21 protein-coding genes and 1 tRNA gene are annotated in these 20,857 nt (G+C 70.6%); 10 read left to right on the top strand and 12 right to left on the bottom strand.

Features of this window, described 5'->3' with window-relative positions; all coding sequences use genetic code 11:
• Window positions 1-33 precede the first annotated feature (33 nt).
• Window positions 34-438 carry a pyridoxamine 5'-phosphate oxidase family protein gene (locus tag DEJ46_RS20930; protein ID WP_150268594.1) on the top strand — a complete coding sequence of 135 codons (405 nt, stop codon included), beginning with the start codon at window positions 34-36 and terminating at the stop codon, window positions 436-438.
• Between the two features lie 140 nt (window positions 439-578).
• On the opposite strand, the gene DEJ46_RS20925 is transcribed toward DEJ46_RS20930, so the two are convergent.
• Window positions 579-896 carry a hypothetical protein gene (locus DEJ46_RS20925; RefSeq protein WP_056653193.1) on the bottom strand — a complete coding sequence of 106 codons (318 nt, stop codon included), beginning with the start codon at window positions 894-896 and terminating at the stop codon, window positions 579-581.
• Window positions 897-904: 8 nt separating this feature from the next.
• Window positions 905-1,117 carry a hypothetical protein gene (locus DEJ46_RS20920; RefSeq protein ID WP_150268592.1) on the bottom strand — a complete coding sequence of 71 codons (213 nt, stop codon included), beginning with the start codon at window positions 1,115-1,117 and terminating at the stop codon, window positions 905-907.
• A 133-nt stretch (window positions 1,118-1,250) separates the two neighbouring features.
• On the opposite strand from DEJ46_RS20920, the gene DEJ46_RS20915 reads away from it, so the two are divergent.
• Together DEJ46_RS20915 and DEJ46_RS20910 are read left to right on the top strand one after the other, a co-directional pair.
• The gene (locus DEJ46_RS20915; RefSeq protein WP_150268590.1) at window positions 1,251-2,231 is read left to right on the top strand and encodes a helix-turn-helix transcriptional regulator; all 981 of its coding nucleotides are present in this window, start codon (window positions 1,251-1,253) and stop codon (window positions 2,229-2,231) included.
• 5 nt (window positions 2,232-2,236) lie between these two features.
• On the top strand, window positions 2,237-2,704 hold the full coding sequence (locus DEJ46_RS20910; RefSeq protein WP_150268588.1) for a hypothetical protein: 468 nt from the start codon (window positions 2,237-2,239) through the stop codon (window positions 2,702-2,704).
• Between the two features lie 60 nt (window positions 2,705-2,764).
• Here DEJ46_RS20910 and DEJ46_RS20905 read toward each other — a convergent pair whose 3' ends face one another.
• The 4 genes from DEJ46_RS20905 to dnaK are packed head-to-tail and all read right to left on the bottom strand — an operon-like array spanning window position 2,765 to window position 6,916.
• A complete protein-coding gene (locus DEJ46_RS20905) occupies window positions 2,765-3,208 on the bottom strand; it encodes a heat shock protein transcriptional repressor HspR (RefSeq protein ID WP_150268587.1) in 444 nt (147 codons plus the stop codon).
• Between the two features lie 4 nt (window positions 3,209-3,212).
• A complete protein-coding gene (gene dnaJ / locus DEJ46_RS20900; RefSeq protein WP_150268585.1) occupies window positions 3,213-4,391 on the bottom strand; it encodes a molecular chaperone DnaJ in 1,179 nt (392 codons plus the stop codon).
• A 30-nt stretch (window positions 4,392-4,421) separates the two neighbouring features.
• Complete coding sequence (grpE, locus tag DEJ46_RS20895; protein ID WP_150268583.1) at window positions 4,422-5,078, bottom strand: nucleotide exchange factor GrpE; 657 nt, start codon at window positions 5,076-5,078, stop codon at window positions 4,422-4,424.
• Entirely contained in the window at window positions 5,075-6,916 is a 1,842-nt protein-coding gene (gene dnaK, locus DEJ46_RS20890) for a molecular chaperone DnaK (protein WP_150268581.1), read from the bottom strand. Before dnaK ends, grpE begins: the two co-directional genes overlap by 4 nt.
• Window positions 6,917-7,182: 266 nt before the next feature.
• Between dnaK and DEJ46_RS20885 the strand changes: the two genes are divergently transcribed.
• Window positions 7,183-7,671, top strand: coding sequence for a sugar transferase (locus tag DEJ46_RS20885; RefSeq protein WP_150268579.1), 489 nt, complete (start codon window positions 7,183-7,185; stop codon window positions 7,669-7,671).
• Between the two features lie 107 nt (window positions 7,672-7,778).
• Window positions 7,779-10,040, top strand: a complete 2,262-nt coding sequence (locus tag DEJ46_RS20880; protein WP_150268577.1) for a (Fe-S)-binding protein — start codon at window positions 7,779-7,781, stop codon at window positions 10,038-10,040.
• Between the two features lie 75 nt (window positions 10,041-10,115).
• Here DEJ46_RS20880 and DEJ46_RS40520 read toward each other — a convergent pair whose 3' ends face one another.
• Window positions 10,116-10,898 carry a hypothetical protein gene (locus DEJ46_RS40520; protein ID WP_150268575.1) on the bottom strand — a complete coding sequence of 261 codons (783 nt, stop codon included), beginning with the start codon at window positions 10,896-10,898 and terminating at the stop codon, window positions 10,116-10,118.
• Window positions 10,899-11,123: 225 nt separating this feature from the next.
• Between DEJ46_RS40520 and DEJ46_RS20870 the strand changes: the two genes are divergently transcribed.
• Window positions 11,124-12,038, top strand: coding sequence for a Yip1 family protein (locus DEJ46_RS20870; RefSeq protein ID WP_150268573.1), 915 nt, complete (start codon window positions 11,124-11,126; stop codon window positions 12,036-12,038).
• A gap of 137 nt (window positions 12,039-12,175) precedes the next feature.
• Here DEJ46_RS20870 and DEJ46_RS20865 read toward each other — a convergent pair whose 3' ends face one another.
• The 3 genes from DEJ46_RS20865 to DEJ46_RS20855 form a co-directional block, all read right to left on the bottom strand.
• On the bottom strand, window positions 12,176-12,901 hold the full coding sequence (locus DEJ46_RS20865; protein WP_150268571.1) for a LuxR C-terminal-related transcriptional regulator: 726 nt from the start codon (window positions 12,899-12,901) through the stop codon (window positions 12,176-12,178).
• On the bottom strand, window positions 12,898-14,145 hold the full coding sequence (locus DEJ46_RS20860) for a sensor histidine kinase (RefSeq protein WP_223834868.1): 1,248 nt from the start codon (window positions 14,143-14,145) through the stop codon (window positions 12,898-12,900). Before DEJ46_RS20860 ends, DEJ46_RS20865 begins: the two co-directional genes overlap by 4 nt.
• A gap of 162 nt (window positions 14,146-14,307) precedes the next feature.
• Window positions 14,308-15,426, bottom strand: coding sequence for a peptidoglycan DD-metalloendopeptidase family protein (locus DEJ46_RS20855; protein ID WP_223834866.1), 1,119 nt, complete (start codon window positions 15,424-15,426; stop codon window positions 14,308-14,310).
• Between the two features lie 199 nt (window positions 15,427-15,625).
• Between DEJ46_RS20855 and DEJ46_RS20850 the strand changes: the two genes are divergently transcribed.
• The 3 genes from DEJ46_RS20850 (at window position 15,626) to DEJ46_RS20840 (ending at window position 18,905) form a co-directional block, all read left to right on the top strand.
• Window positions 15,626-16,171 carry a hypothetical protein gene (locus DEJ46_RS20850; protein ID WP_150268567.1) on the top strand — a complete coding sequence of 182 codons (546 nt, stop codon included), beginning with the start codon at window positions 15,626-15,628 and terminating at the stop codon, window positions 16,169-16,171.
• On the top strand, window positions 16,168-18,486 hold the full coding sequence (locus DEJ46_RS20845; protein WP_150268565.1) for a GH25 family lysozyme: 2,319 nt from the start codon (window positions 16,168-16,170) through the stop codon (window positions 18,484-18,486). Before DEJ46_RS20850 ends, DEJ46_RS20845 begins: the two co-directional genes overlap by 4 nt.
• A gap of 176 nt (window positions 18,487-18,662) precedes the next feature.
• Window positions 18,663-18,905, top strand: a complete 243-nt coding sequence (locus DEJ46_RS20840) for a hypothetical protein (protein ID WP_150268563.1) — start codon at window positions 18,663-18,665, stop codon at window positions 18,903-18,905.
• A 134-nt stretch (window positions 18,906-19,039) separates the two neighbouring features.
• On the opposite strand, the gene DEJ46_RS20835 is transcribed toward DEJ46_RS20840, so the two are convergent.
• Both DEJ46_RS20835 and dcd read right to left on the bottom strand, forming a co-directional pair.
• Entirely contained in the window at window positions 19,040-19,537 is a 498-nt protein-coding gene (locus tag DEJ46_RS20835) for a phosphoribosyltransferase (RefSeq protein ID WP_055642614.1), read from the bottom strand.
• Window positions 19,538-19,550: 13 nt separating this feature from the next.
• Complete coding sequence (gene dcd, locus DEJ46_RS20830) at window positions 19,551-20,126, bottom strand: dCTP deaminase (RefSeq protein WP_150268561.1); 576 nt, start codon at window positions 20,124-20,126, stop codon at window positions 19,551-19,553.
• Between the two features lie 428 nt (window positions 20,127-20,554).
• Between dcd and DEJ46_RS20825 the strand changes: the two genes are divergently transcribed.
• Window positions 20,555-20,625, top strand: a tRNA-Gly gene (locus DEJ46_RS20825).
• Window positions 20,626-20,857: the final 232 nt, after the last annotated feature.

The following is a 20,857-nucleotide window of genomic DNA, read 5'->3' as shown; positions in this document are numbered from 1 at the left end:
GGCGGGACTCCTGCCACGGGTAGTTTCCGGGGCATGGCCACAGACCCGAGGAACCCTTCCGACTCGTACCTCAGCTTCTGGCGCGAGTACCACATGTGCACCCTGACGACCCCGCGCGCGGACGGCACCCCGCACGTCGTGGCGGTCGGCGTCACGTACGACCCCGAGGGCGGGTACGCGCGAGTGATCACGAACAAGAACAGCCGGAAGGTCGCCAACGTGCTGGCGGCGGGCGCGGACGGCGCGCGCGTGGCGGTCTGCCAGGTCGACAAGGGGCGCTGGGCCACCCTGGAGGGCATCGCCCACATCCGTACGGAGGCGGAGGTCGTCGCGGACGCCGTCGGCCGCTACGCGGAGCGGTACGGCCGGACGCCGGCCCCGAACCCGGACCGGGTCGTCATCGAGATCGCCCTCACGCGGGCGATGGGCCGGGCCTGACATCCGTCCGGGCCTGACATCCGCCCGGGCGCCTGACATCCGCCCGGGCGCAGCACAGCGGCGCCATCGCGTTTCAGGTCCGCGATGGCGCCGCTGTGTGGGGGAAGTGCCGGAGCGATCTACAACGACGGGGGAATCGCTCAGGCACTGCGGGGGGTGGCGGTGATGGTCTCGGGTTCGATCAGCTGGTGGTCGCGCTGATCAAGGTTGACGAAGATCATGCCGTACCGGATGGCGCAGCGGATGGGCTGCGGCGCACCACGGGGGCGACGGAGACAACGGTAGGCACGGACGTCCTCGTCCTGCTCGCGTGCCACGACGATCGGTTCTCCGAAGAGGGTGACCTTCAGCGCGTCGCCACGGTGGGGGATGGCCGTGGCGAGGTCGACGAAGTGCCAGCCGGATCGATAGGCCGAAGCCATCTCCCGGCGGAACCTGGGGTCATCGGGAACGTTCATGCGCCCGTCTAGCTCCAGCCGGGATCCTGTGCGGGGGCCACGTGCCAGCCCGGGTCACCGACCAGCGCGGGGGCCGCGTGCCAGCCCGGGTCGAGCGGAGCGGCCTGCACCTCCGCCGGCGTCGTGTGCCAACCGGGGTCCTGGGTCACTCCCACGGCGCCCACTGCGGCCGCCGCGATGAAGGCGACTCCGGCCACCGTGCGTATGAGCTTCTTCATCATCACCGAGCAACCTCACTTGAAGGCAACGTCTCTTTACCAACCCCCGCGAGTAAGACGATGGCTTACTCTCTGCACCTGCACCACCAAACCCAGGCATCATGTTCCTGAGATGCAGGAGCCTGGGGGTGTACATATGCGGAAAGAAGCGGACGAAACAGGTCACCCGCATTCGTATGCCGAGCTCTGCAAAGCCGGCTCCGAGCTGTACGCGGCCGCCCTGCGGACGGGACGAATACCCCGGTCAGAGACCCTCGAGGCCCCCTGCCTCCTCGATCTGTCCCTGCTCCACCCCGACCCGGACGACGCCCGATGGCTCCGACCGGTTCCCCCCTCGGCCGCCCTCGCCCAGCTCCTCCAGCCGATCGAGCGGGAGATACTCGACCGGCGCCGGCGCACCGTCGCCCTCTCGGACGCCTTCGAGCCATTCATGGCGATCAGCGCCCACGACTCCCCCACCACACACGCCATCACCGTGCTCGAGGGCATCGACCGCATCAACTCGACCCTCGACCGCGTCGTCGCCAACTGCCGCCACGAGCTGCTCACCGTGCAGCCCGGCGGCGGGCGCCCCGCACAGGCGCTCACCGAGGCCCTCGACCGCGTCTCGCCCCTCCTCGGCCGGGGCATCAGCATGCGCACGCTCTACCAGCACACGGCCCGCCACACCGAGCTCACCCTGACGTACCTGGAGCACGTCGGCCCCGAGGTCCAGGTGCGCACGCTGGAAGAGATCATCGACCGGCTGATCATCGTCGACCGGGAGGTCGCCTTCATCCCGGCCCGCAGCGACCGCCAGGTCGCCCTGGAACTGCGCCATCCCGGGCTCGTCGCCTACCTCGGCGGCGTCTTCGACCAGTTCTGGCAGCTCGCGGTGCCGATCCGGGAGGAGATCCCGTACGACATCAAGACGGACGGCGTCAGCGGCATCCAGCGGTCCATCGCCAAGCTCCTCGTCGAAGGCCACGTCGACGAGGCCATCGCCCGGCGGCTCGGCATGAACGTCCGTACCTGCCGTGCCCACATCGCCAAGCTCGCCTCCGCACTCGGCAGCGGCAGCCGGGCCCAGCTCGGCTATCTCATCGCCCGGTCCGGCATTCTCGAACGGGACAACTGACCAGCGTGTACGTACAGATCGACCTCGACGGACCCGCGGGGACGCTCCGGGTCTCCGGCCACGGGCTGCCCACCGTGGAGCTCGTACGGGCCCCCGGGACCGACCCCGACGCCCACACCCCCATCGGGAGCCGCAAGCCCGCCCTGCTCGCGCTCAGCGTCGACGGGGAGGCGGCCGTCATCCGGCCCGCACGCGGACGGCTCCTGCGGCGCTCCTACCGCGTGGACGTCCGGACCGACGGCGTCCGCTACCGGCTCGTGCCCTGCGGGTACGCGGACAGCCGCTTCACCCGCGACGGGCGCCGGATCGGCACCCTCACCTCCTCGGGCGACGGCACGGTCATCGACGAGTGGGACGGCGACCCCACTCCCCGCGACCGCGCCCTCGGCACCGCCCTCGCCGCCGCGTTCGGCACCGGGGCCGCGCCCTGGTGGGAGACCCTCGGCGACATCGTGGGCGAGCTGATCCCCTGACGTACGACGAGGCCCCCTCCATCACGGTGGAGGGGGCCTCGTCGTACGTGCTGTGCGGGGCTATTCGCCGCGCTTGGGGCGCCAGACCACCAGCGCGCTCGCCTGCTGCACGTCGGTGTACGGCACCAGGTCGCGCCGGTACGAGGCGTGCACCTGGGCCTCGCGCTGGCGCATCGCCGCCGCCGCGCCGTCGACCGCCGCCGACAGCTCGGCGATCCGGCTCTGCAGCGCCGCGACCTGGTTCTCCAGCTCGATGATGCGCTTGATGCCGGCGAGGTTGATGCCCTCGTCCTGCGACAGCGCCTGCACCTGGCGGAGCAGCTCGATGTCACGGGCCGAGTAGCGTCGGCCACGGCCCGCCGTGCGGTCCGGGGAGACCAGGCCGAGACGGTCGTACTGCCGCAGGGTCTGCGGGTGGAGACCGGAGAGCTGGGCCGCCACCGAGATGACGTACACCGGCGACTCGTCGGTCAGTTCGTACGGATTGCGTCGGCGCCCGTCCACGGGGTCACGCTCCCTTCGCGGCCTGGAACAGCTCCGCCCGGGGGTCCTCGGAGGCGGTCGCCTCGCGGAAGGTCTCCAGGGCCTCACGTGCCTTGTCGTCCAGCTCCTTCGGCACCGCGACCTCGACCGTGACGAGCAGGTCGCCGCGGGTGCCGTCCTTGCGGACCGCGCCCTTGCCACGGGCGCGCATGGTCCGGCCGTTCGGAGTGCCCGCCGGCAGCTTGAGCGTCACCGCGGGGCCGCCGAGCGTCGGGACCTTGATCTCGCCGCCGAGCGCCGCCTCCGTGAAGGTGACCGGCACCGTGACGGTGAGGTTGTCGTCCTTGCGGCCGAAGACCGCGTGGTCGTCGACGTGCACGACGACGTACAGGTCGCCGTGCTGCCCGCCGCGCTCACCCGGCGCACCCTTGCCGCGCAGCCGGATCCGCTGCCCGTCGGTGACGCCCGCCGGGATGCGGACCTGCATGGTGCGGGAGGACTTGGCCCGACCGCTGCCCTTGCAGACCTCGCAGGGGTTCTCGGCGATGAGGCCGCGGCCCTTGCAGTCCACGCACGGGTCGGTGAGCGAGAAGCCGCCGCCGCTGCCGCGCGAGACCTGGCCGGTGCCGACGCAGGTCGGGCACACCCGGGGCGTGCCGTTCTTGTCGCCGGTGCCGGAGCACGCCGTGCACGGCTGCTGGCTGGACATCCGCAGCGGTACGGTCGCGCCCTCGACGGCCTCGATGAAGCTGAGCGTCACCTCGGACTCGATGTCCTGGCCGCGGCGCGGCTGGGTGCGCGCACCCGTGCCGGCCCCGCGGTTGAAAAGGCCGCCGAAGACGTCCCCGATGCCGCCACCGCCGCCGAAGCCGCCACCGCCGCCCGCCCCGCCCTGGGCGCCTCCGAAGAGGTCGCCCAGGTCGAAGTTGAACGAACCGCCGCCCGGGCCGGCCCGGAAGCCGCCGTTCCCGAAGAGCGCGCGCGCCTCGTCGTACTCCTTGCGCTTCTTGGCGTCACCGAGGATGTCGTTGGCCTCGGAGATCTCCTTGAAGCGCTCCTCGGCCTTGGTGTCACCCTTGTTGGCGTCCGGATGGTTCTCGCGGGCGAGCTTCCGGTACGCCTTCTTGATCTCGGCGTCGGTGGCGTCCTTGGGGACGCCGAGAACCTTGTAGTAGTCCTTCTCGACGAAGTCCTTCGTGCTCATCGACGTCCCTCCTTCCGGACGATCGTTGCGTCACCCCTCGTCGGGGGCACCGCTCTCCTCGTCGGCCTTCTCTTCCTTGGAACCGGGCGTGGCGCCCGGCTGGGGCTCGGCCACCGCGACCCGCGCGGGCCGGATGGTCCGCTCGCCGATCCGGTACCCCGGCTGCAGGATCGCCACGCAGGTCGTCTCGGTGACGTCCGGCGCGTACGAGTGCATCAGGGCCTCGTGGATCGTCGGGTCGAAGGGCTCGCCCTCCTTGCCGAACTGCTGCAGGCCCATCTTGGCGACGACGGTCTCCAGCGATTCCGCCACCGACTTGAAGCCGCCAACGAGCTCGCCGTGGTCCCGGGCCCGGCCGACGTCGTCGAGGACGGGCAGGAGGTCGGACAGGAGCGTCGCGACGGCGATCTCCTTGACCGTGACCCGGTCCCGCTCCACGCGGCGGCGGTAGTTCTGGTATTCGGCCTGGAGCCGCTGGAGGTCCGCGGTGCGCTCGTCGAGCGCGGAGCGCACCTGGTCCAGCTGGGCGGTGAGGCCCGCGGTACCGGCCGACTTCTGGCTGCTTGCGTCCCCGGCCGGGGCCGCCGACTCCTTCTCGGAGGAGTCGGCGGCCTCGGCGGCGTCGTCAGGGGTGGCGCCGGAGGGGACGTCGGACTTCTCCTCGAAGCCCGGGGTCTCCTCGGTCACGCCTGGCCGCCCTTCTTGGGCTCGTCGTCGATGATCTCGGCGTCGACGACGTCGTCGTCGGCCTGGGCCTGCTGGGCACCCTCGGCACCCGCGGCCTGCGCGCCCTGGGCGTCGGCGTACAGCGCCTGGCCGAGCTTCTGGGAGACGGCCGCGACCTTCTCGGTGGCGGTGCGGATCTCGGCGGTGTCCTCGCCCTTGAGCTTCTCCTTCAGCTCGACGAGCGCGGCCTCGACCTCGGCCTTGACGTCACCGGGGACCTTGTCCTCGTTGTCCTTGAGGAACTTCTCCGTCTGGTAGACGAGCTGCTCGCCCTGGTTGCGGGACTCGGCGGCCTCGCGGCGACGGTGGTCCTCGTCCGCGTACTGCTCGGCCTCCTGGCGCATCCGGTCGACCTCGTCCTTCGGCAGCGAGGAGCCGCCGGTGACGGTCATCTTCTGCTCCTTGCCCGTGCCCAGGTCCTTCGCGGTCACGTGCATGATGCCGTTGGCGTCGATGTCGAAGGCGACCTCGATCTGCGGGACGCCACGCGGGGCCGGCGGCAGACCGGTCAGCTCGAACATGCCGAGCTTCTTGTTGTACGCCGCGATCTCGCGCTCGCCCTGGTAGACCTGGATCTGCACGGACGGCTGGTTGTCCTCGGCCGTCGTGAAGATCTCGGACCGCTTGGTCGGGATCGTGGTGTTGCGCTCGATGAGCTTGGTCATGATGCCGCCCTTGGTCTCGATACCGAGGGACAGCGGGGTCACGTCGAGGAGCAGGACGTCCTTGACCTCACCCTTGAGGACACCGGCCTGGAGCGCGGCGCCGATGGCGACGACCTCGTCCGGGTTGACGCCCTTGTTGGCGTCCTGACCGCCGGTCAGCTCCTTGACGAGCTCGGCGACGGCCGGCATACGGGTGGAGCCACCGACGAGAACGACGTGGTCGATCTCGCGGAGCTCGATGCCCGCGTCCTTGATGACGTTGTGGAACGGCACCTTGCAGCGGTCGAGCAGGTCCGAGGTCAGCTGCTGGAACTGGGCGCGCGTGAGCTTCTCGTCCAGGTGCAGCGGGCCCTCGGCGGAGGCCGTGATGTACGGCAGGTTGATGGAGGTCTCGGTCGAGGACGAGAGCTCGATCTTCGCCTTCTCCGCGGCCTCGCGGAGACGCTGGAGAGCCATCTTGTCCTTGGCGAGGTCCACGCCGTGGCCGTTCTGGAACTGCGTCACCAGGTAGTCGACGACGCGCTGGTCCCAGTCGTCACCACCGAGGTGGTTGTCACCGTTGGTGGCCTTCACCTCGACGACGCCGTCGCCGATCTCCAGGAGGGACACGTCGAAGGTGCCGCCACCGAGGTCGAAGACGAGGATCGTCTGGTCGTCCTTGTCGAGGCCGTAGGCCAGGGCGGCCGCGGTCGGCTCGTTGACGATGCGCAGGACGTTGAGGCCCGCGATCTCACCGGCCTCCTTGGTGGCCTGGCGCTCGGAGTCGTTGAAGTACGCGGGGACGGTGATGACCGCGTCGACGACCTTCTCGCCCAGGTACGCCTCGGCGTCACGCTTGAGCTTCTGCAGGATGAAGGCGCTCATCTGCTGCGGGTTGAAGTTCTTGCCGTCGATCTCGATCTTCCAGTCGGTGCCCATGTGGCGCTTGACCGACCGGATGGTCCTGTCGACGTTGGTGACAGCCTGACGCTTGGCCACCTCGCCGACGAGCACCTCGCCGTTCTTCGCGAAGGCGACGACGGACGGCGTGGTCCTGGCACCCTCGGCGTTGGTGATGACGGTGGGCTCGCCGCCTTCCAGAACGCTGACGACGGAGTTAGTCGTGCCCAGGTCGATGCCGACCGCACGTGCCATTTCAATTCCTCCAGCTGACTGACTTGAGTGGATCTGACTCAAGGATGCACGACGCCCCGCGCCCCGTCAACAGACCTGAGTGGGGGTGACTCAACTCTTCGCTCGCCCGGGCGCTCAACGAGGGCGGGAAGGAGGGGTTGAGCGCGTCGATCCCGCCCCGGACCGGGGCACTCGTGAGAGAGTCCGGACACCCCTTGTCGGGCAAAGCAGGCATATCCCACGAATATCCCATGATTCTCATCGGCTCACTCGGAAGGGTGTGGGGAATGACGGCCAAGCGCACGTTCGACATCCTGGGCGGGCTCGCCCTGCTGGTCGCGCTCTCCCCTCTTCTCGCCGCCGTCGCCCTCTCGGTCGCGCTCGGCGACTCGGCCCCGGGGCGCGGCGTGCTGCGCCGCCGGACGGTGGCCGGCCTGGACGGCCGCGCCTTCACGATGCTGACCTTCCGCACGAAGAGCCCACTGGCCGCGCTGCCCCTGCTCCTGCACGTCGTCGCGGGCCGGATGTCGCTGGTCGGACCGTGTCCGCTGGCCCCGGGTCACCGCGAGTGCGCGGGCGAGGGCCGGCGCCGGCTCTCCGTACGCCCCGGACTCACCGGGCCGTGGCAGATCAGCGGGCGCTCGGAACTACCGTGGGAGGAGCGCGACCTGCTCGATCTCCACTATGTGGACCACCACTGGCTGGGGATGGACCTCGCCATCCTGGCGCGTACGCTTCCAGCAGTCCGCAGGCGTCGCGCGGCAAGGTTTGCCTGAGCGACACATATCACCGCGAGCGCCGCTACAGCGCGGCGCCGTGACCGGGTAATCTCAGCGGGAACTCAATAAGTTACCGCTTAGTAGGCCCGCCCGAGGAGCCCGTCATGCAACTCGCCGCGATCATCGTGTCGATCGCCATCACGGTGGTGGCCGTCGCGCTGTTCGGCCGCGCCACCGTGCAGATCTACCGCTTCGTGCGGCTCGGTCAGCCGGTGCCCGCCGGCACACGCACCGGTGACCCCAAGCAGCGCACCATCACGCTGGTCAAGGAGTTCCTCGGCCACACCAGGATGAACCGCTGGGGCATCGTCGGCTTCGCGCACTGGTTCGTCGCGGTGGGCTTCTTCTCGCTGCTCCTGACGATCGTCAACGCCTTCGGCCAGCTCTTCCAGGCCGACTGGCTGATCCCGATCATCGGCGACTGGCTGCCGTACGAGATCTTCACCGAGTTCCTCGGTCTGATGACGGTCCTCGGCATCGTGACCCTCATCGTGATCCGTCAGCTCAGCAAGCCGACCAGGGCGGGCCGCAAGTCGCGCTTCGCCGGCTCCAAGACGGGCCAGGCGTACTTCGTCGAGGCCGTCATCCTGATCGTCGGCCTCTGCATCATGACGCTCCGCGCGCTCGAGGGCGTCCAGCACCACGTGACCGGCTGGGAGCCGGGCTTCTTCGCCTCGTACCCGCTGATCGCCCTGCTCGACGGCCTGAGCCTGAGCACGATCCAGTACCTCACGTACTTCTTCGCGGCGCTCAAGATCGTCACGTCCTTCACCTGGATGATCACGGTCTCGCTCAACACCAACATGGGTGTCGCCTGGCACCGCTTCCTCGGCTTCCCGAACATCTGGTTCAAGCGCAACGCCGACGGCTCCACCGCCCTGGGCGCGCTCCAGCCGATGACGACCGCCGGCAAGGAGATCGACTGGGAGGACCCGGCCGAGGACGCCGTCTTCGGTGTCTCCCAGGTCGAGCAGTTCTCCTGGAAGGGCATTCTCGACTTCTCCACCTGCACCGAGTGCGGCCGCTGCCAGTCGCAGTGCCCCGCCTGGAACACCGGCAAGCCGCTCTCCCCGAAGCTCCTCATCATGTCGCTGCGCGACCACGCGCACGCCAAGGCGCCGTACCTGCTCGCGGGCGGCGGCAAGGACATGGAGGGCAACGAGAAGGCGACCGAGGAGCAGCTGAAGGACGTCCCCGCCTCCGCGATCGCCGAGGCCGAGCGCCCCCTCATCGGCACCGCCGAGGAGAACGGCGTCATCGACCCGGACGTCCTGTGGTCCTGCACCACCTGCGGCGCCTGCGTCGAGCAGTGCCCGGTCGACATCGAGCACATCGACCACATCGTCGACATGCGCCGCTACCAGGTGATGATCGAGTCCGCGTTCCCGTCCGAGGCGGGCACGATGCTCAAGAACCTGGAGAAGAAGGGCAACCCCTGGGGTCTCGCCAAGAAGCAGCGCGTCGAGTGGACCAAGGAGGTCGACTTCGAGGTCCCGATCGTCGGGAAGGACGTCGAGGACCTCTCCGAGTTCGACTACCTGTACTGGGTCGGCTGCGCCGGCGCCCTGGAGGACCGGGCCAAGAAGACCACCAAGGCCTTCGCCGAGCTGCTCAACATCGCGGGCGTCAAGTTCGCGATCATGGGCGGCGACGAGAAGTGCACCGGTGACTCCCCCCGCCGCCTCGGCAACGAGCCGCTGTTCCAGCAGCTCGCGCAGGAGAACGTCGCGATGCTGAACATGGCGTTCGGCGAGGACGACGAGGACGAGACGACCAGGAAGCCGAAGTCGGCGAAGAAGATCGTCTCCACCTGCCCGCACTGCTTCAACACCATCGCCAACGAGTACCCGCAGCTCGGCGGCGAGTACGAGGTCATCCACCACACCCAGCTGCTCCAGCACCTCATCGACGAGGGCAAGCTGATCCCGGTGACCCCGGTCGAGGGCCTCATCACCTACCACGACCCGTGCTACCTGGGCCGTCACAACAAGGTCTACACGCCGCCGCGCGAGATCATGTCCGCCGTCCCCGGCCTGCGCCAGCAGGAGATGCACCGCCACAAGGAGCGCGGCTTCTGCTGCGGCGCCGGTGGTGCCCGGATGTGGATGGAGGAGCGGATCGGCAAGCGCATCAACAACGAGCGCGTCGAGGAGGCCCTGTCCCTCAACCCGGACATCGTCTCCACCGCCTGCCCGTTCTGCCTCGTCATGCTGACCGACTCGGTCAACGGCAAGAAGAACGAGGGCAGGGCCAAGGAGTCCGTCACGGTCGTGGACGTGGCCCAGCTGCTCCTCGAATCGGTGAAGGCCCCGGTCGACCCGGAGCCGGAGCCGGCCGAGGAGCCGGAGCCGGAGCCGGCGAAGTAGTCGGCGAAGCAGTCGGTACGTGAGAGAGGGCCGCCCCGCGGATCGCGGGGCGGCCCTCTTCGTCGTGCCGTCGTCTCAGCCGGCCTTCTGGGCGGTGTACTTCTCGATCAGCCGGCCCTGGAAGTCGTAGACCCAGCTGCTCGCGCCCTGCTTCGGGGTGTCGATCGCGGCGAGCTTGTAGCGGTGCTTGCCCGCGTCGACGAGCTTGTAGGTCCAGCCGTGGTGGCCGGAGGCGGAGTGCTTCAGGTCGAGGGTGCCGACGGCGTGCCCGTTCGACCGGGTGATCTCGACGCGGGGCCGGTCCTTGCCGGGGTGGAACCGGGCGATGTTCCCGTCGGGCAGCGTGACCTTGGCGGAGGCCTGGCGCGGGGCGGGCTTCGGGACGGGCTTGGGGGCGGGCTTCGGCTTCGGGGTGGGCTTGGGGTCCGGCTTCGGGGTGGGCTTGGGGTCCGGCTTCGGGGTGGGGGTGCCGTCGAGCCAGGAGGAGACGGTGCCGTCCGGCCGGAGGACGACATGGAGGCCGTTGTTCTGGCCGTACGCGGGCTTCCCGTCGGTGCTGACGAGGGTGTCGATCAGGGAACCGTTCGCGTAGATCTCGGCGGAGAAGCGGCCCGGGCCGTCCTGGTAGACCTTGGCGAGCGAGCCGTCGGCAAGGTCGACGTTCCGCCACAGGACCGACTGGTCGCTCGCGTCGTCGGTGCCGCTGGTGCCACTCCTGTCGCTCGCCTCGCTCCCGGTGGGGGCCGGGTCCCGGTCCGGCCCGTCGGCGGCGAAGGCCCCGGCGGCGGGCAGGAGGAGTGCGGCGACGGCCCCGGTGGCGACGGCGGCGGTACGGGCGGAACGACGGGTGACACGCATCGGAAGAGCTCCTTGCTCGGATCGCTGACTCCTCCGAAGCTACGAGCACCACATTGAGGCGATACGTCGGATTTGTAACAGGGCACCCGCGCTTCCCCCACGACCGCGTCACGGCCCCGCCGCCCCCGAGCGCCCCCGCGGACATCCCCTAGGGGATGTCACAGCTCAGTGGCAAGGAGCGGCCGAAGGAGCGCCTCCACAGCCGGAGCGGGTACGTTCAAGGGCGTGGCTGGATTCAGGAACGGACGCGGCCGGGACAACCGCCCCCCGCAGCAACAGCAGCAGCAACCGCAGCAGGCGCCCTACGGGTACAACGCGGCTCCGCCGTCGTACCCGCAGCAGCAGTGGCCCCCGCAGGGCGGCGGCCCCCAGTACGGCGGTCAGCGCGGGGGTCAGTACGGCGGTCAGCAGGGCGGCCCCCAGGGGCAGCAGCAGCCCTACGGCGAGCCGGAGTACTTCGGCGAGCCCTACGGCCAGCAGCAGCCGCCGCAGGCGCACCCCGGCACGGCGAACAACCCGGGCCACACGCAGATGTTCAGCGTCGACGACCCGTACCGCGACGGTGGCGGCGGCTACCAGCCCGCCCCCGTCCCCGTCGGCCCCCGGCTCCCCTGGAAGCCCCTCCTGAGCGGCATCGTGCTGCGCCCGGCGGACACCTTCCTCCGGATGCGGGACCACGCCGTCTGGGGCCCCGCCCTGATCGTCACCTTCCTCTACGGCCTGCTGGCGATCTTCGGCTTCGACAAGGCCCGCGACGAGGCGATCAACGCGACCCTGTCGACGGCGATCCCGTACGTCCTGATGACGGCCCTCGGCTTCGTCGTCGGCGGACTGATCCTCGGCGCGGTCACGCACACGCTCGCCCGCCAGCTCGGCGGCGACGGCTCCTGGCAGCCGACCGTGGGCCTGTCGATGCTGATCATGTCGATCACGGACGCGCCCCGGCTCGTCTTCGCGCTCTTCCTGGGCGGCGAGAACGGCTTCGTCCAGGTCGTCGGCTGGCTGACCTGGCTCGCACTCGGCGCCCTGCTCACCATGATGGTGAGCCGCTCGCACGACCTGCCGTGGCCGAAGGCCCTGGGCGCGTCGGCGATCCAGCTGGTGGCGCTGCTGAGCCTGACCAAGCTGGGCATGCTGTAGCGACGACGTACGAAGACAGACGACGTACGAAGACATCGGGAAGCCCCCCATCGCACGGCGGTGAGGGGCTTCCCGCTTCCCGCTTCACGCTTCCCGCTGTCCGCGTCCGCCGCGTCCGCCGCGCCCGCCGCGTCCCCTCAGCGGCCGCGGCCGATGCGCCACCAGTCCTTGCGGGCCGCCGGGCCGGCCGCATCCGCCCCGTCCGTCGCCCCGTCGGCCCAGAACTCCAGAAGGTCGCCCGGCGCGAGCCCGAGGGCGTGCTCGATCTCGCCCGGGGTGAGGCCGCGCAGGGAGTCCGTCAGCGACCTGGTGAGGTCGAACCAGTAGCCGCGCAGCGTCGACTCGCTCACGAACAGCTCCCGCGCGACCTGCGCGTAGCTCAGGCCGCGGGCCCGGCCGTGCAGGATCTGGCGCTGGCGCTCGCTCAGCAGGGTGATGCAGTCGCGCCGGACGAGCACTTCGAGGATGCCGACGACCTGCTGCGGCACGACGGTGCCGCCGTGGGCGACGTCGAGGAACAGCTCCTCGGCCCGGGCGCGCGGCAGGGCCTTGGAGACGATGCCGCTCGCCCCGGCCGCGACGCACGCCGCGAGGACGAACCGGCGTTCCTCCTGGCTGTAGACGCAGACGCGGTAACCGCGGCGGGTCAGCGTACGGATCGCGGCGACGCCCTGGCGCACGTCGGGCTGCTGTTCCAGGTTGGCCAGGTGCAGGTCGAGCAGGACGACGTCCACCGCCGGGCTGCGGCGCACCAGCTCCTCCACGGTCGCGACCGCCGCGACCACGTCGAGACCGGGCATGAGCGGGCCGATCGACTCGCGGATCAGCGAGGCGTCGTCGACGACCGCCACCGCGGGCCTCACGGCGCGTCCGCGAAGGCCGACCCTACGGACGGCCGAGCGGGCCCCGGCGGACCCGCCTCCGGTCCGGGGCGCGAGCGGACCGTCACGGTCGTGCCCTCTCCCACGGCGGACACGATCCCGACGCCGAGCCCCCGCCGCCGCAGCTCGCCCACCACCACCTCGCGCAGCCCGACCCCGGCGGTCACCGAAGCCGGGTCAAAGCCGACGCCGTCGTCGTGCACGGTCAGCGTCCAGGCCCCCTCCGGCTCCGTCGCGTCGAGGTGGACGACGACCTCGTGCGCGCGGGCGTGCACGCGGACGTTGAGCAGCAGGCTCCCGAGCGCGCGCTCCAGCGCCTCCGCCTGCGCGGCGGGGATCCGCAGGCCGGTGGCGAGGTCGAGCGACGTGACGACGTTCAGGTCGGCGAACCGCTCGCACACCCGCCCGACCGTCGGGACGAGCCCGGCCGAGGGCCCCTCGCCGTCGGAGGCGCACCCCTCCGTGCCCCGCAGGTAGGAGCGCATCCGCCGCAGCTCCACCTCGGCCTGGCCGACGAGCCGGGCCCGCGAGACGTCGTCGCCCTGCTCGGTCAGCAGGCGCATGACGGCGACGCCGTTGTGCATCATCACCTGCGCCCGCCGCTCCTCCTCGCGCCGCGCCAGCTCTGCGGCACGCGCGCGTGAGGCGTCGGCGTCGCGCGCGATGCGGCGGGTGTACCCGAAGAACATGCGGGCGACCAGCGCGTACACGACATAGGTCAGGACGTTGCCGACGGCGGTCGAGGTCATCTCGCTCCCGACGTCGCCGCCGAGGTAGACCACGTAACAGACGGAGACGGCGAGCAGGCTGAGCGCCCAGACGGCGAGGCCGCGTACGCCGCCGGCGGTGATGATGACGGACAGCGCGTACCCCGGCTGGAAGGCGGTCCAGGTGCCGAAGCGGTCCCAGGGCGCGAGCACCAGGGGGCCCAGGACGAGCAGGGCGCAGGCAAGGCCGAAGTCGAGCACCGCCACGGCGGTGCCCAGCGGCCGGCGGCGTACGAGCGTCACCACGCTCACCGCGACGGCGGCGAGGGCGGCGGCGCCCCAGCAGGCGAGGTAGCCGGCCTCGTGCGGCGACCGCGCCGCGCCGAGCTGCACCGCGGGCACCATCTGCGCGACGGTCCCGAGCCGGACCCCGGCGGTGAAGTACGAGAAGGCCCGCTCGACGCCGGCCCTCGTCGTGGGCAGCTCCGCGACCCGCCACAGCCCGCTACGGCTCCTCATCGTCCTCCTCGGCTCCGGAACGGCCCCGCTGACACGCAACGATGAAGATAGTTGAGCGGCATGGCGAAGGGCAGGGCCTCGCGAAGAGGCCCTGCGCTTTGCGGAGTTCGAAGAGTTCGGAGCGTTCGGAGAGTGGGGAGCGTTCGAGGTACCGAGGGCGCGTCAGACGAGCTTGGCGAGCGCCGCCCAGGTGTTGGTACCCGGGACGCCGTCGACCGGGCCCGTGTAGCCGCCGAGCTGGGCCATGCGCTGGAGCCCCTTGTACGTGTTCGTGCCGGGCGCTCCGTCGAGCGGGCCGGTGTAGCCGAAGCCGGTGAAGAGGCGCTGCAGGCCCTTCCACGAGTTGGCGCCGAGGACGCCGTCGGCCGGGCCGGTGTAGCCGCCGAGCTTGGCGATCCGCTGCATCGCCGCGTAGGTGTTCGTTCCCGGGGCGCCGTCGATCGGGCCCGTGTAGCCGAAGCGACGGCAGACGGTCTGCACGCCCTTCCAGGAGTTGGTGCCCATCACTCCGTCGATCGGACCGCCGTAGCCGCCCTTCTGGGCCAGCCGCTGGAGTGCCGAGTACGTGCCGTTGCCGGGGGCGCCGTCGATCGGGCCCGTGTAGCCGTAGCCGGTGACGACCCTCTGCACGCCGAGCCAGGTGTTCGTGCCCGGCACGCCGTCGAGGGCCCCGGTGTAGCCGCCGGCGCCGGCGATCTTCTGGAGCGTCAGTCCCTCGCCCTGGACGGGGGGCGTGCCGCCGCCGACGACGGAGAGCGGGTTGACCCGGACGCCGCTCGCGTTGATGACGTGCCAGTGCAGGTGCGGGCCGGTCGAGTTGCCCGCGCCGTCGGCGCCCGCCGCTCCGCCGGAGAGCCCGACGACCGTCCCGGAGGACACGTTCGCGCCGTTGGCCAGCAGGAACCTCGACAGGTGCATGTACTGGCTGCGATACCCGTCGGCGTGGTGGATGGTGACGGTGTGGCCGCCGGTGCCGTTGTAGGGGATGTTCTCGATCGTTCCGGCACCGCAGGCCGGGAGCGAAGTCCCCACGGCCATGCCGTAGTCGATGCCGTTGTGGTTCGGCGGGTCCCACGGTCCGGTGACGGCGTACGCGGCGAACGGGTTGTAGAGCGCGGGGACGGCGTACGCGCTCGTGGGCAGGACGAGCCCACCGGCGGCCAGCGCGCCGCCTCCCACCACGGCGCCGCGCAGCAGCGTGCGACGGCTGACGCCCGCCGGGACGTGAGGGGCGTCCTGGCCGCCGCCACAACGGTGCTGCCGTGCCTCGTTCTCGGTCAACGCTTCTCCCTGAGCTAGCGGGTTGTTCGGGAAGATCACGAGCCCGCTCATCCCATCGGTCCGCCCCGCGACCGACAACCCAACGAAAGCGCGGAACCGGGGCCTCGACTCCGCGCTTTCGTTGGGTTGCCGGCGCCCGGCCCCTGCGGTGGTCTTGTCCGGTCCGGCACATCCGGTCCAGGGGATTCCAGGAGGTCAGGTGCCCGAGTGGGTTGATGGCGAAGGGCGGGTGCCGTCCCGGCGGTCCGTCCTGCGGACGGCCGGCGCGCTGCTGCCGGGGCTGGTCCTGGGGGTGGGCGCGGGCGGCACGGCCGGCGCCGCCTCCGCGGCCGGCGGGGGTCTCCGGGGGACGTCGGGGACGTTCTCGGCGCCCGGCTACGACTGGCCGGCCGCGAGGGCGTCGGCTCCCTCCGGAGCCCCGGCCGCCGGGGTGGTGTTCGCGCTGGCCGGACCGGACGGCGGGCCGCTGCCGGGCCGACGCGTCCGGTTCTCCCTCAGTTCGTTCCACACGGCCCGCCCGAGCCTCTGGTTCGAGGTGTCCGAGGGCCGCAAGTCCCCCGGCCGGTACGGATATCTGGACCTCGACACGGATGCGGGAGGCACCGTCGCCCTCACCCCCTGGCTGCGGCACGGCGCCGTACCGACCGGCGCGGCGGATCCCGTGCTCCGGGCCCAGCTGGTGGGCACGGAGACGATCCTCGCCATCTCCCACCTGTCCGTCTCCGGGTCGAGGAGCACACGATGACGAGAACGGTCGCCGGGGCGGAACAGTGGGCCCGCCAGCACACGACCGACGGTGGTGCCGCCGGCTTCGACAACGGCTACAACTGGTCCGACATGTGCCAGTCCCTGATGTTCCGGGCCTGCGATCTGAGCAGCTCGCGGGGGACGGCGTACGACGCGTGGGAGGCCTCGGGCGAGGGGCACCCGGACTGGTCGGCGGCGCCCCGCGGGGCCTTCCACTGGTGGGCCAACGCGGTCCGGCTCACACCCGGCCACGTGGCCCTGGACCTCGACGGCGGCGGCACCCGCTGCCTGATGGCCACGGGCCATCTGTCGGGCGGCGAGGACTTCGCCCCCGGCGGCTACCGCATCGGCACCCAGTCCGTCGCGCGGTACAACTCCCTCGCCGGTCTCGTCTACCTGGGCTGGACGCTGGACAACGTCGGTGCGCGGATGGCCGACGTGGGCACCCCGGGCCCCGGCGGCGCCACGTACCCCCTGACCACGGCCGACCAGAAGGTCCTGCAGACACTCGCGCAGCGCGGCGGCTACACGGGCCCCGTCGACGGCGCGATCGGCGTCAACGGCTGGAAGGGCGTGCAGACCGCCGTCCGCGGCTACGGCTACACGGGCCCGATCGACGGTGTACCCGGCCCCGCCACGTACAAGGCCGTGCAGGCCCTCGCCAGGGACGGCGGCTACACCGGACCGATCGACGGCGTCCTCGGCCCGAACACGATCCTCGGCGTCTCGGGCTGGCTGTCCGCCCACCCGCCGACCACGCCACCGGCCCCCGGCCCGGCGCCCACGCCGTCGCCGACGGACGCGGTGTACGGAATCGACGTCGGCACCAGCCAGGCGAACCTGGACTTCCTGGCCGCGCGCAGCGCCGGATTCCGCTTCTGCGTGGTGAAGTCGGGCGGCTCCAACGACGGCACCCACCAGCCCTACACCTCGCCGCACTACGTCCGGCAGGTCGACGAGGCGCGGGCTGCCGGGTTCCTGGTCGGCCACTACTGGATGACCGGCTGGGGAGCGGCGGCCACCGACGCCGAGTACTTCCTCGCCCATCTGCGCGGCTACCGCCCCGGCGAGCCGCTGATGGTCGACGTCGAGGGCGTCGACCAGAGCCCGGTGTGGACGGACGCGCAGACGGCGCAGTTCATCGACATCGTGAAGGCCCGCCTGGGCACGACCCCGTTCCTCTACACGTACTCCTCGCTGCTCCAGTCCCGGTCCTGGCCGCTGACGCGGGCGACGGGAGCGAAGCTCTGGATCGCGGACTACGGCGCCCCGGCGGGCAGCCCGCGGATCGGCACCGCGTATCCGGACTGGGCGATCCACCAGTTCAGTGACACGGGCTCCGTCAAGGGCGTCGCCGTCGACCTGAACCAGGCGAAGCCGGACGCCTTCGGGACGGCGGTCCTGCCGCCCCCGGGCGCGAACCCGGTCCCCGACCCGGCGCCGGACATCCCGCTCGCCGACGGGGTGACCCTCCAGCGGATCGCGCAGCTCGGCGGGTACACGGGTCCTCTCGACGGCGTCCTCGGCCCGAACAGCTGGAAGGGCGTCCAGACCCTGCTCACCCAGCTGGGGCTCTACGGCGGCCCGATCGACGGCGCGCCCGGAGTGAACACGTACAAGGGCCTCCAGCAGCTGGCCCAGCGCGGCGGCTACACGGGCCCCGTCGACGGGATCATGGGCCCGAACACGTACGCCGGGCTGCGCGGTTATCTCGCGCAGGCGGGCGGCACCGGGAGCGTGACGATCGCGACGGCGGACGCCAAGACGCTCCAGCAGCTGGCCCAGCGGGGCGGCTACACGGGCCCGGTCGACGGCGTCCTCGGCACGAACAGCTGGAAGGGCGTCCAGACGGTCCTGCGCGGCCACGGCTACACCGGCCCGCTCGACGGCGCCCCGGGCACGGCGACGTACAAGGGGCTGCAGACCCTGGCGACGGCGGGCGGCTACACGGGCCCGATCGACGGCGTCATGGGAACGAACTCGTGGAAGGGCGTCCAGACGGTCCTGCGCCGCTTCGGCTACACGGGCCCGATCGACGGCGCCCCCGGCACGGCGACGTACGCGGCGATGCAGCGGATGGCCGCGCTCGGCGGCTACTCGGGCCCGGCCGACGGGGTGCTCGGCCCGTACAGCTGGGCCGGGATCCAGGCGTGCCTGCGCGGCTGGGGCTACTCGGGCCTGATCGACGGCGCTCCGGGCACGGCGACGTACGTGTCACTCCAGCGCCTGGCCCAGACGGGCGGCTACACGGGCCCGCTGGACGGGGTCCCGGGCCCGAACACGTACAAGGCCCTGAACAACCTGGTCACCTGAGGGGGTTGGGTCGACCGTTCGTGAATTCCAGTTCACGAACGGCGTCGACAATTCCGTTTGGCCGCCAAGATCGCTTTTCCGCCACCCTCAGAAACTTCGTTGACATGTCGCAGACAGATGAGAGGATCACCCGGGACTCACCGCATGGAATCATTTTCCAACAATCGAGGAGTTTTATGTCCGGGAAGCTTGCCCGCATAGCAATATTCTCGGCCGCACTCGCCGCCTTCGGAATGACGGGGGCCGTGACGAGCACCGCCTCCGCCGCACCCGCTGCCCCCACGGCGATGCACTTCATCACCCACTACAGCTCCGAGTCGCAGTGTCACGGCGGCGGCAGTTACTACGTCCGCCACGGATACTCGTCCTACTACTGCCTCCGCGAGTCCGCCGGCTGGGGCCTCTACGTCTGGGACTGACCTTTCCCCGGACCGCTCGGCGAATAGCACGACGTACGTGAGGTAAAGAGAAAGGGCCCTCGTCGACCGAAGTCGACGAGGGCCCTTTCGTTCACGTACAGATCGCGTCACCGGATCGCGTCGGATCGGTCCGCTCAGGCGTCGAGGACCTGGCCCTCGCGCTTCACGACGGGCGGCTCGACCGACCAGGGGAAGTTGATCCACTCGTCGGTCTTCTTCCACACGTACTCGCACTTCACGAGCGAGTGCGACTTCTCGTAGATGACGGCCGAGCGGACCTCGGCGACGTGGTCGACGCAGAAGTCGTGGACGAGCTTGAGCGTCTTGCCGGTGTCGGCGACGTCGTCCGTGATCAGGACCTTCTTGTCGGAGAAGTCGATCGCGTCGGGCACGGGCGCCAGCATGACCGGCATCTCCAGGGTGGTCCCGACGCCGGTGTAGAACTCCACGTTCACGAGGTGGATGTTCTTGCAGTCCAGGGCGTAGGCCAGACCGCCGGCGACGAAGACGCCGCCGCGGGCGATGGAGAGGACGACGTCCGGCTCGTAGCCGTCGTCGGCGATGGTCTGCGCCAGCTCGCGGACGGCCTTGCCGAAGCCCTCGTACGTCAGGTTCTCGCGTACTTCACTCATGCCGGCTACCGCCTCACACCTGGGTCCGATGGAAGTTCATGAACGAGCGGGAGGCCGTCGGCCCCCGCTGCCCCTGATACCGCGAGCCGTACCGCTCGCTCCCGTACGGGAACTCGGCGGGCGTGCTCAGCCGGAACATGCACAGCTGGCCGATCTTCATGCCCGGCCACAGCTTGATCGGCAGGGTGGCGAGGTTCGACAGCTCCAGGGTCACGTGCCCCGAGAAACCGGGGTCGATGAACCCGGCGGTCGAGTGCGTGACGAGCCCCAGCCGCCCCAGAGAGCTCTTCCCCTCCAGGCGCGACGCGATGTCGTCCGGCAGGGTGATGACCTCGTAGGTCGAGGCGAGCACGAACTCGCCCGGGTGCAGGATGAACGCCTCGTCGCCCTCCGGCTCGACCTCGCGCGTCAGGTCGAGCTGCTCGATGGCGGGGTCGATGTGGGGGTAACGGTGGTTCTCGAACACCCGGAAGAAGCGGTCAAGCCTCACGTCGATGCTCGAGGGCTGCACCATGGATTCGTCGTACGGGTCGATGCGCACCCGTCCGGCATCGATCTCGGCCCGGATGTCCTTGTCTGAGAGAAGCACGCCCCCACGATACGCAGAGGGCGCGGACCTGCCCCAATCGGCAGGGCCCCGCGCCCACCGGCACCGCCGGGCGTCTACCGGCTCAGCGCTGTCCGAGCACCACGGGCACCGCGTGGCGCAAGCGCGCACACCGCGGACACCGGATGAGCCGCCCGGGCCCGATCCGCCCGGCCCCGAGCTGCTGAAGCGGGAACGAGGCGGTACTGAACACGTGCCCCTCGGCACAGCGGACGACGGTGCGCTCCATGGAACCCATCAAGTCCCTTCCCCTACACATGCGGTGGACGAGACAGCCACATTAGGGGATCAACAGGACACCCTCCAGGCGCCGCTCCGCACACACTCGCACACGCGGAGGCGGAGCTTCGCCTCAAGTGGCGCATGGGGTACAGTGTGCAACGATGCGGCACGGATCACCCGGCCGCTGCGCGGATGTAGTTTAATGGTAGAACATGAGCTTCCCAAGCTTATAGCGCGGGTTCGATTCCCGTCATCCGCTCTTGAAAGAAGGCCCAGGTCAACGACCTGGGCCTTCTTCGTCGCCTAGGCCTCTCGGCCCTCGCCGGTCTCGCGTCGCAAGACGGGTTCTCGACGCCCTGCGTCACACCGCTGCCTCCGTCGCGTGAATTCGCTTCCAAAAAGCGGCGGTTCGCCTGAGGGGTTGACTCCGGTCCTCGGGGCCGCCTAGCCGTCCTTCCCCGCCAACGGTGCTCGCGACGAGAATGCCACGC

It is taken from the genome of Streptomyces venezuelae, from assembly GCF_008642375.1.
Lineage (GTDB): Bacteria > Actinomycetota > Actinomycetes > Streptomycetales > Streptomycetaceae > Streptomyces > Streptomyces venezuelae_G.
Note: the sequence above shows the minus strand (reverse complement) of the source record. Positions and strands in the feature narration are given on the sequence as shown.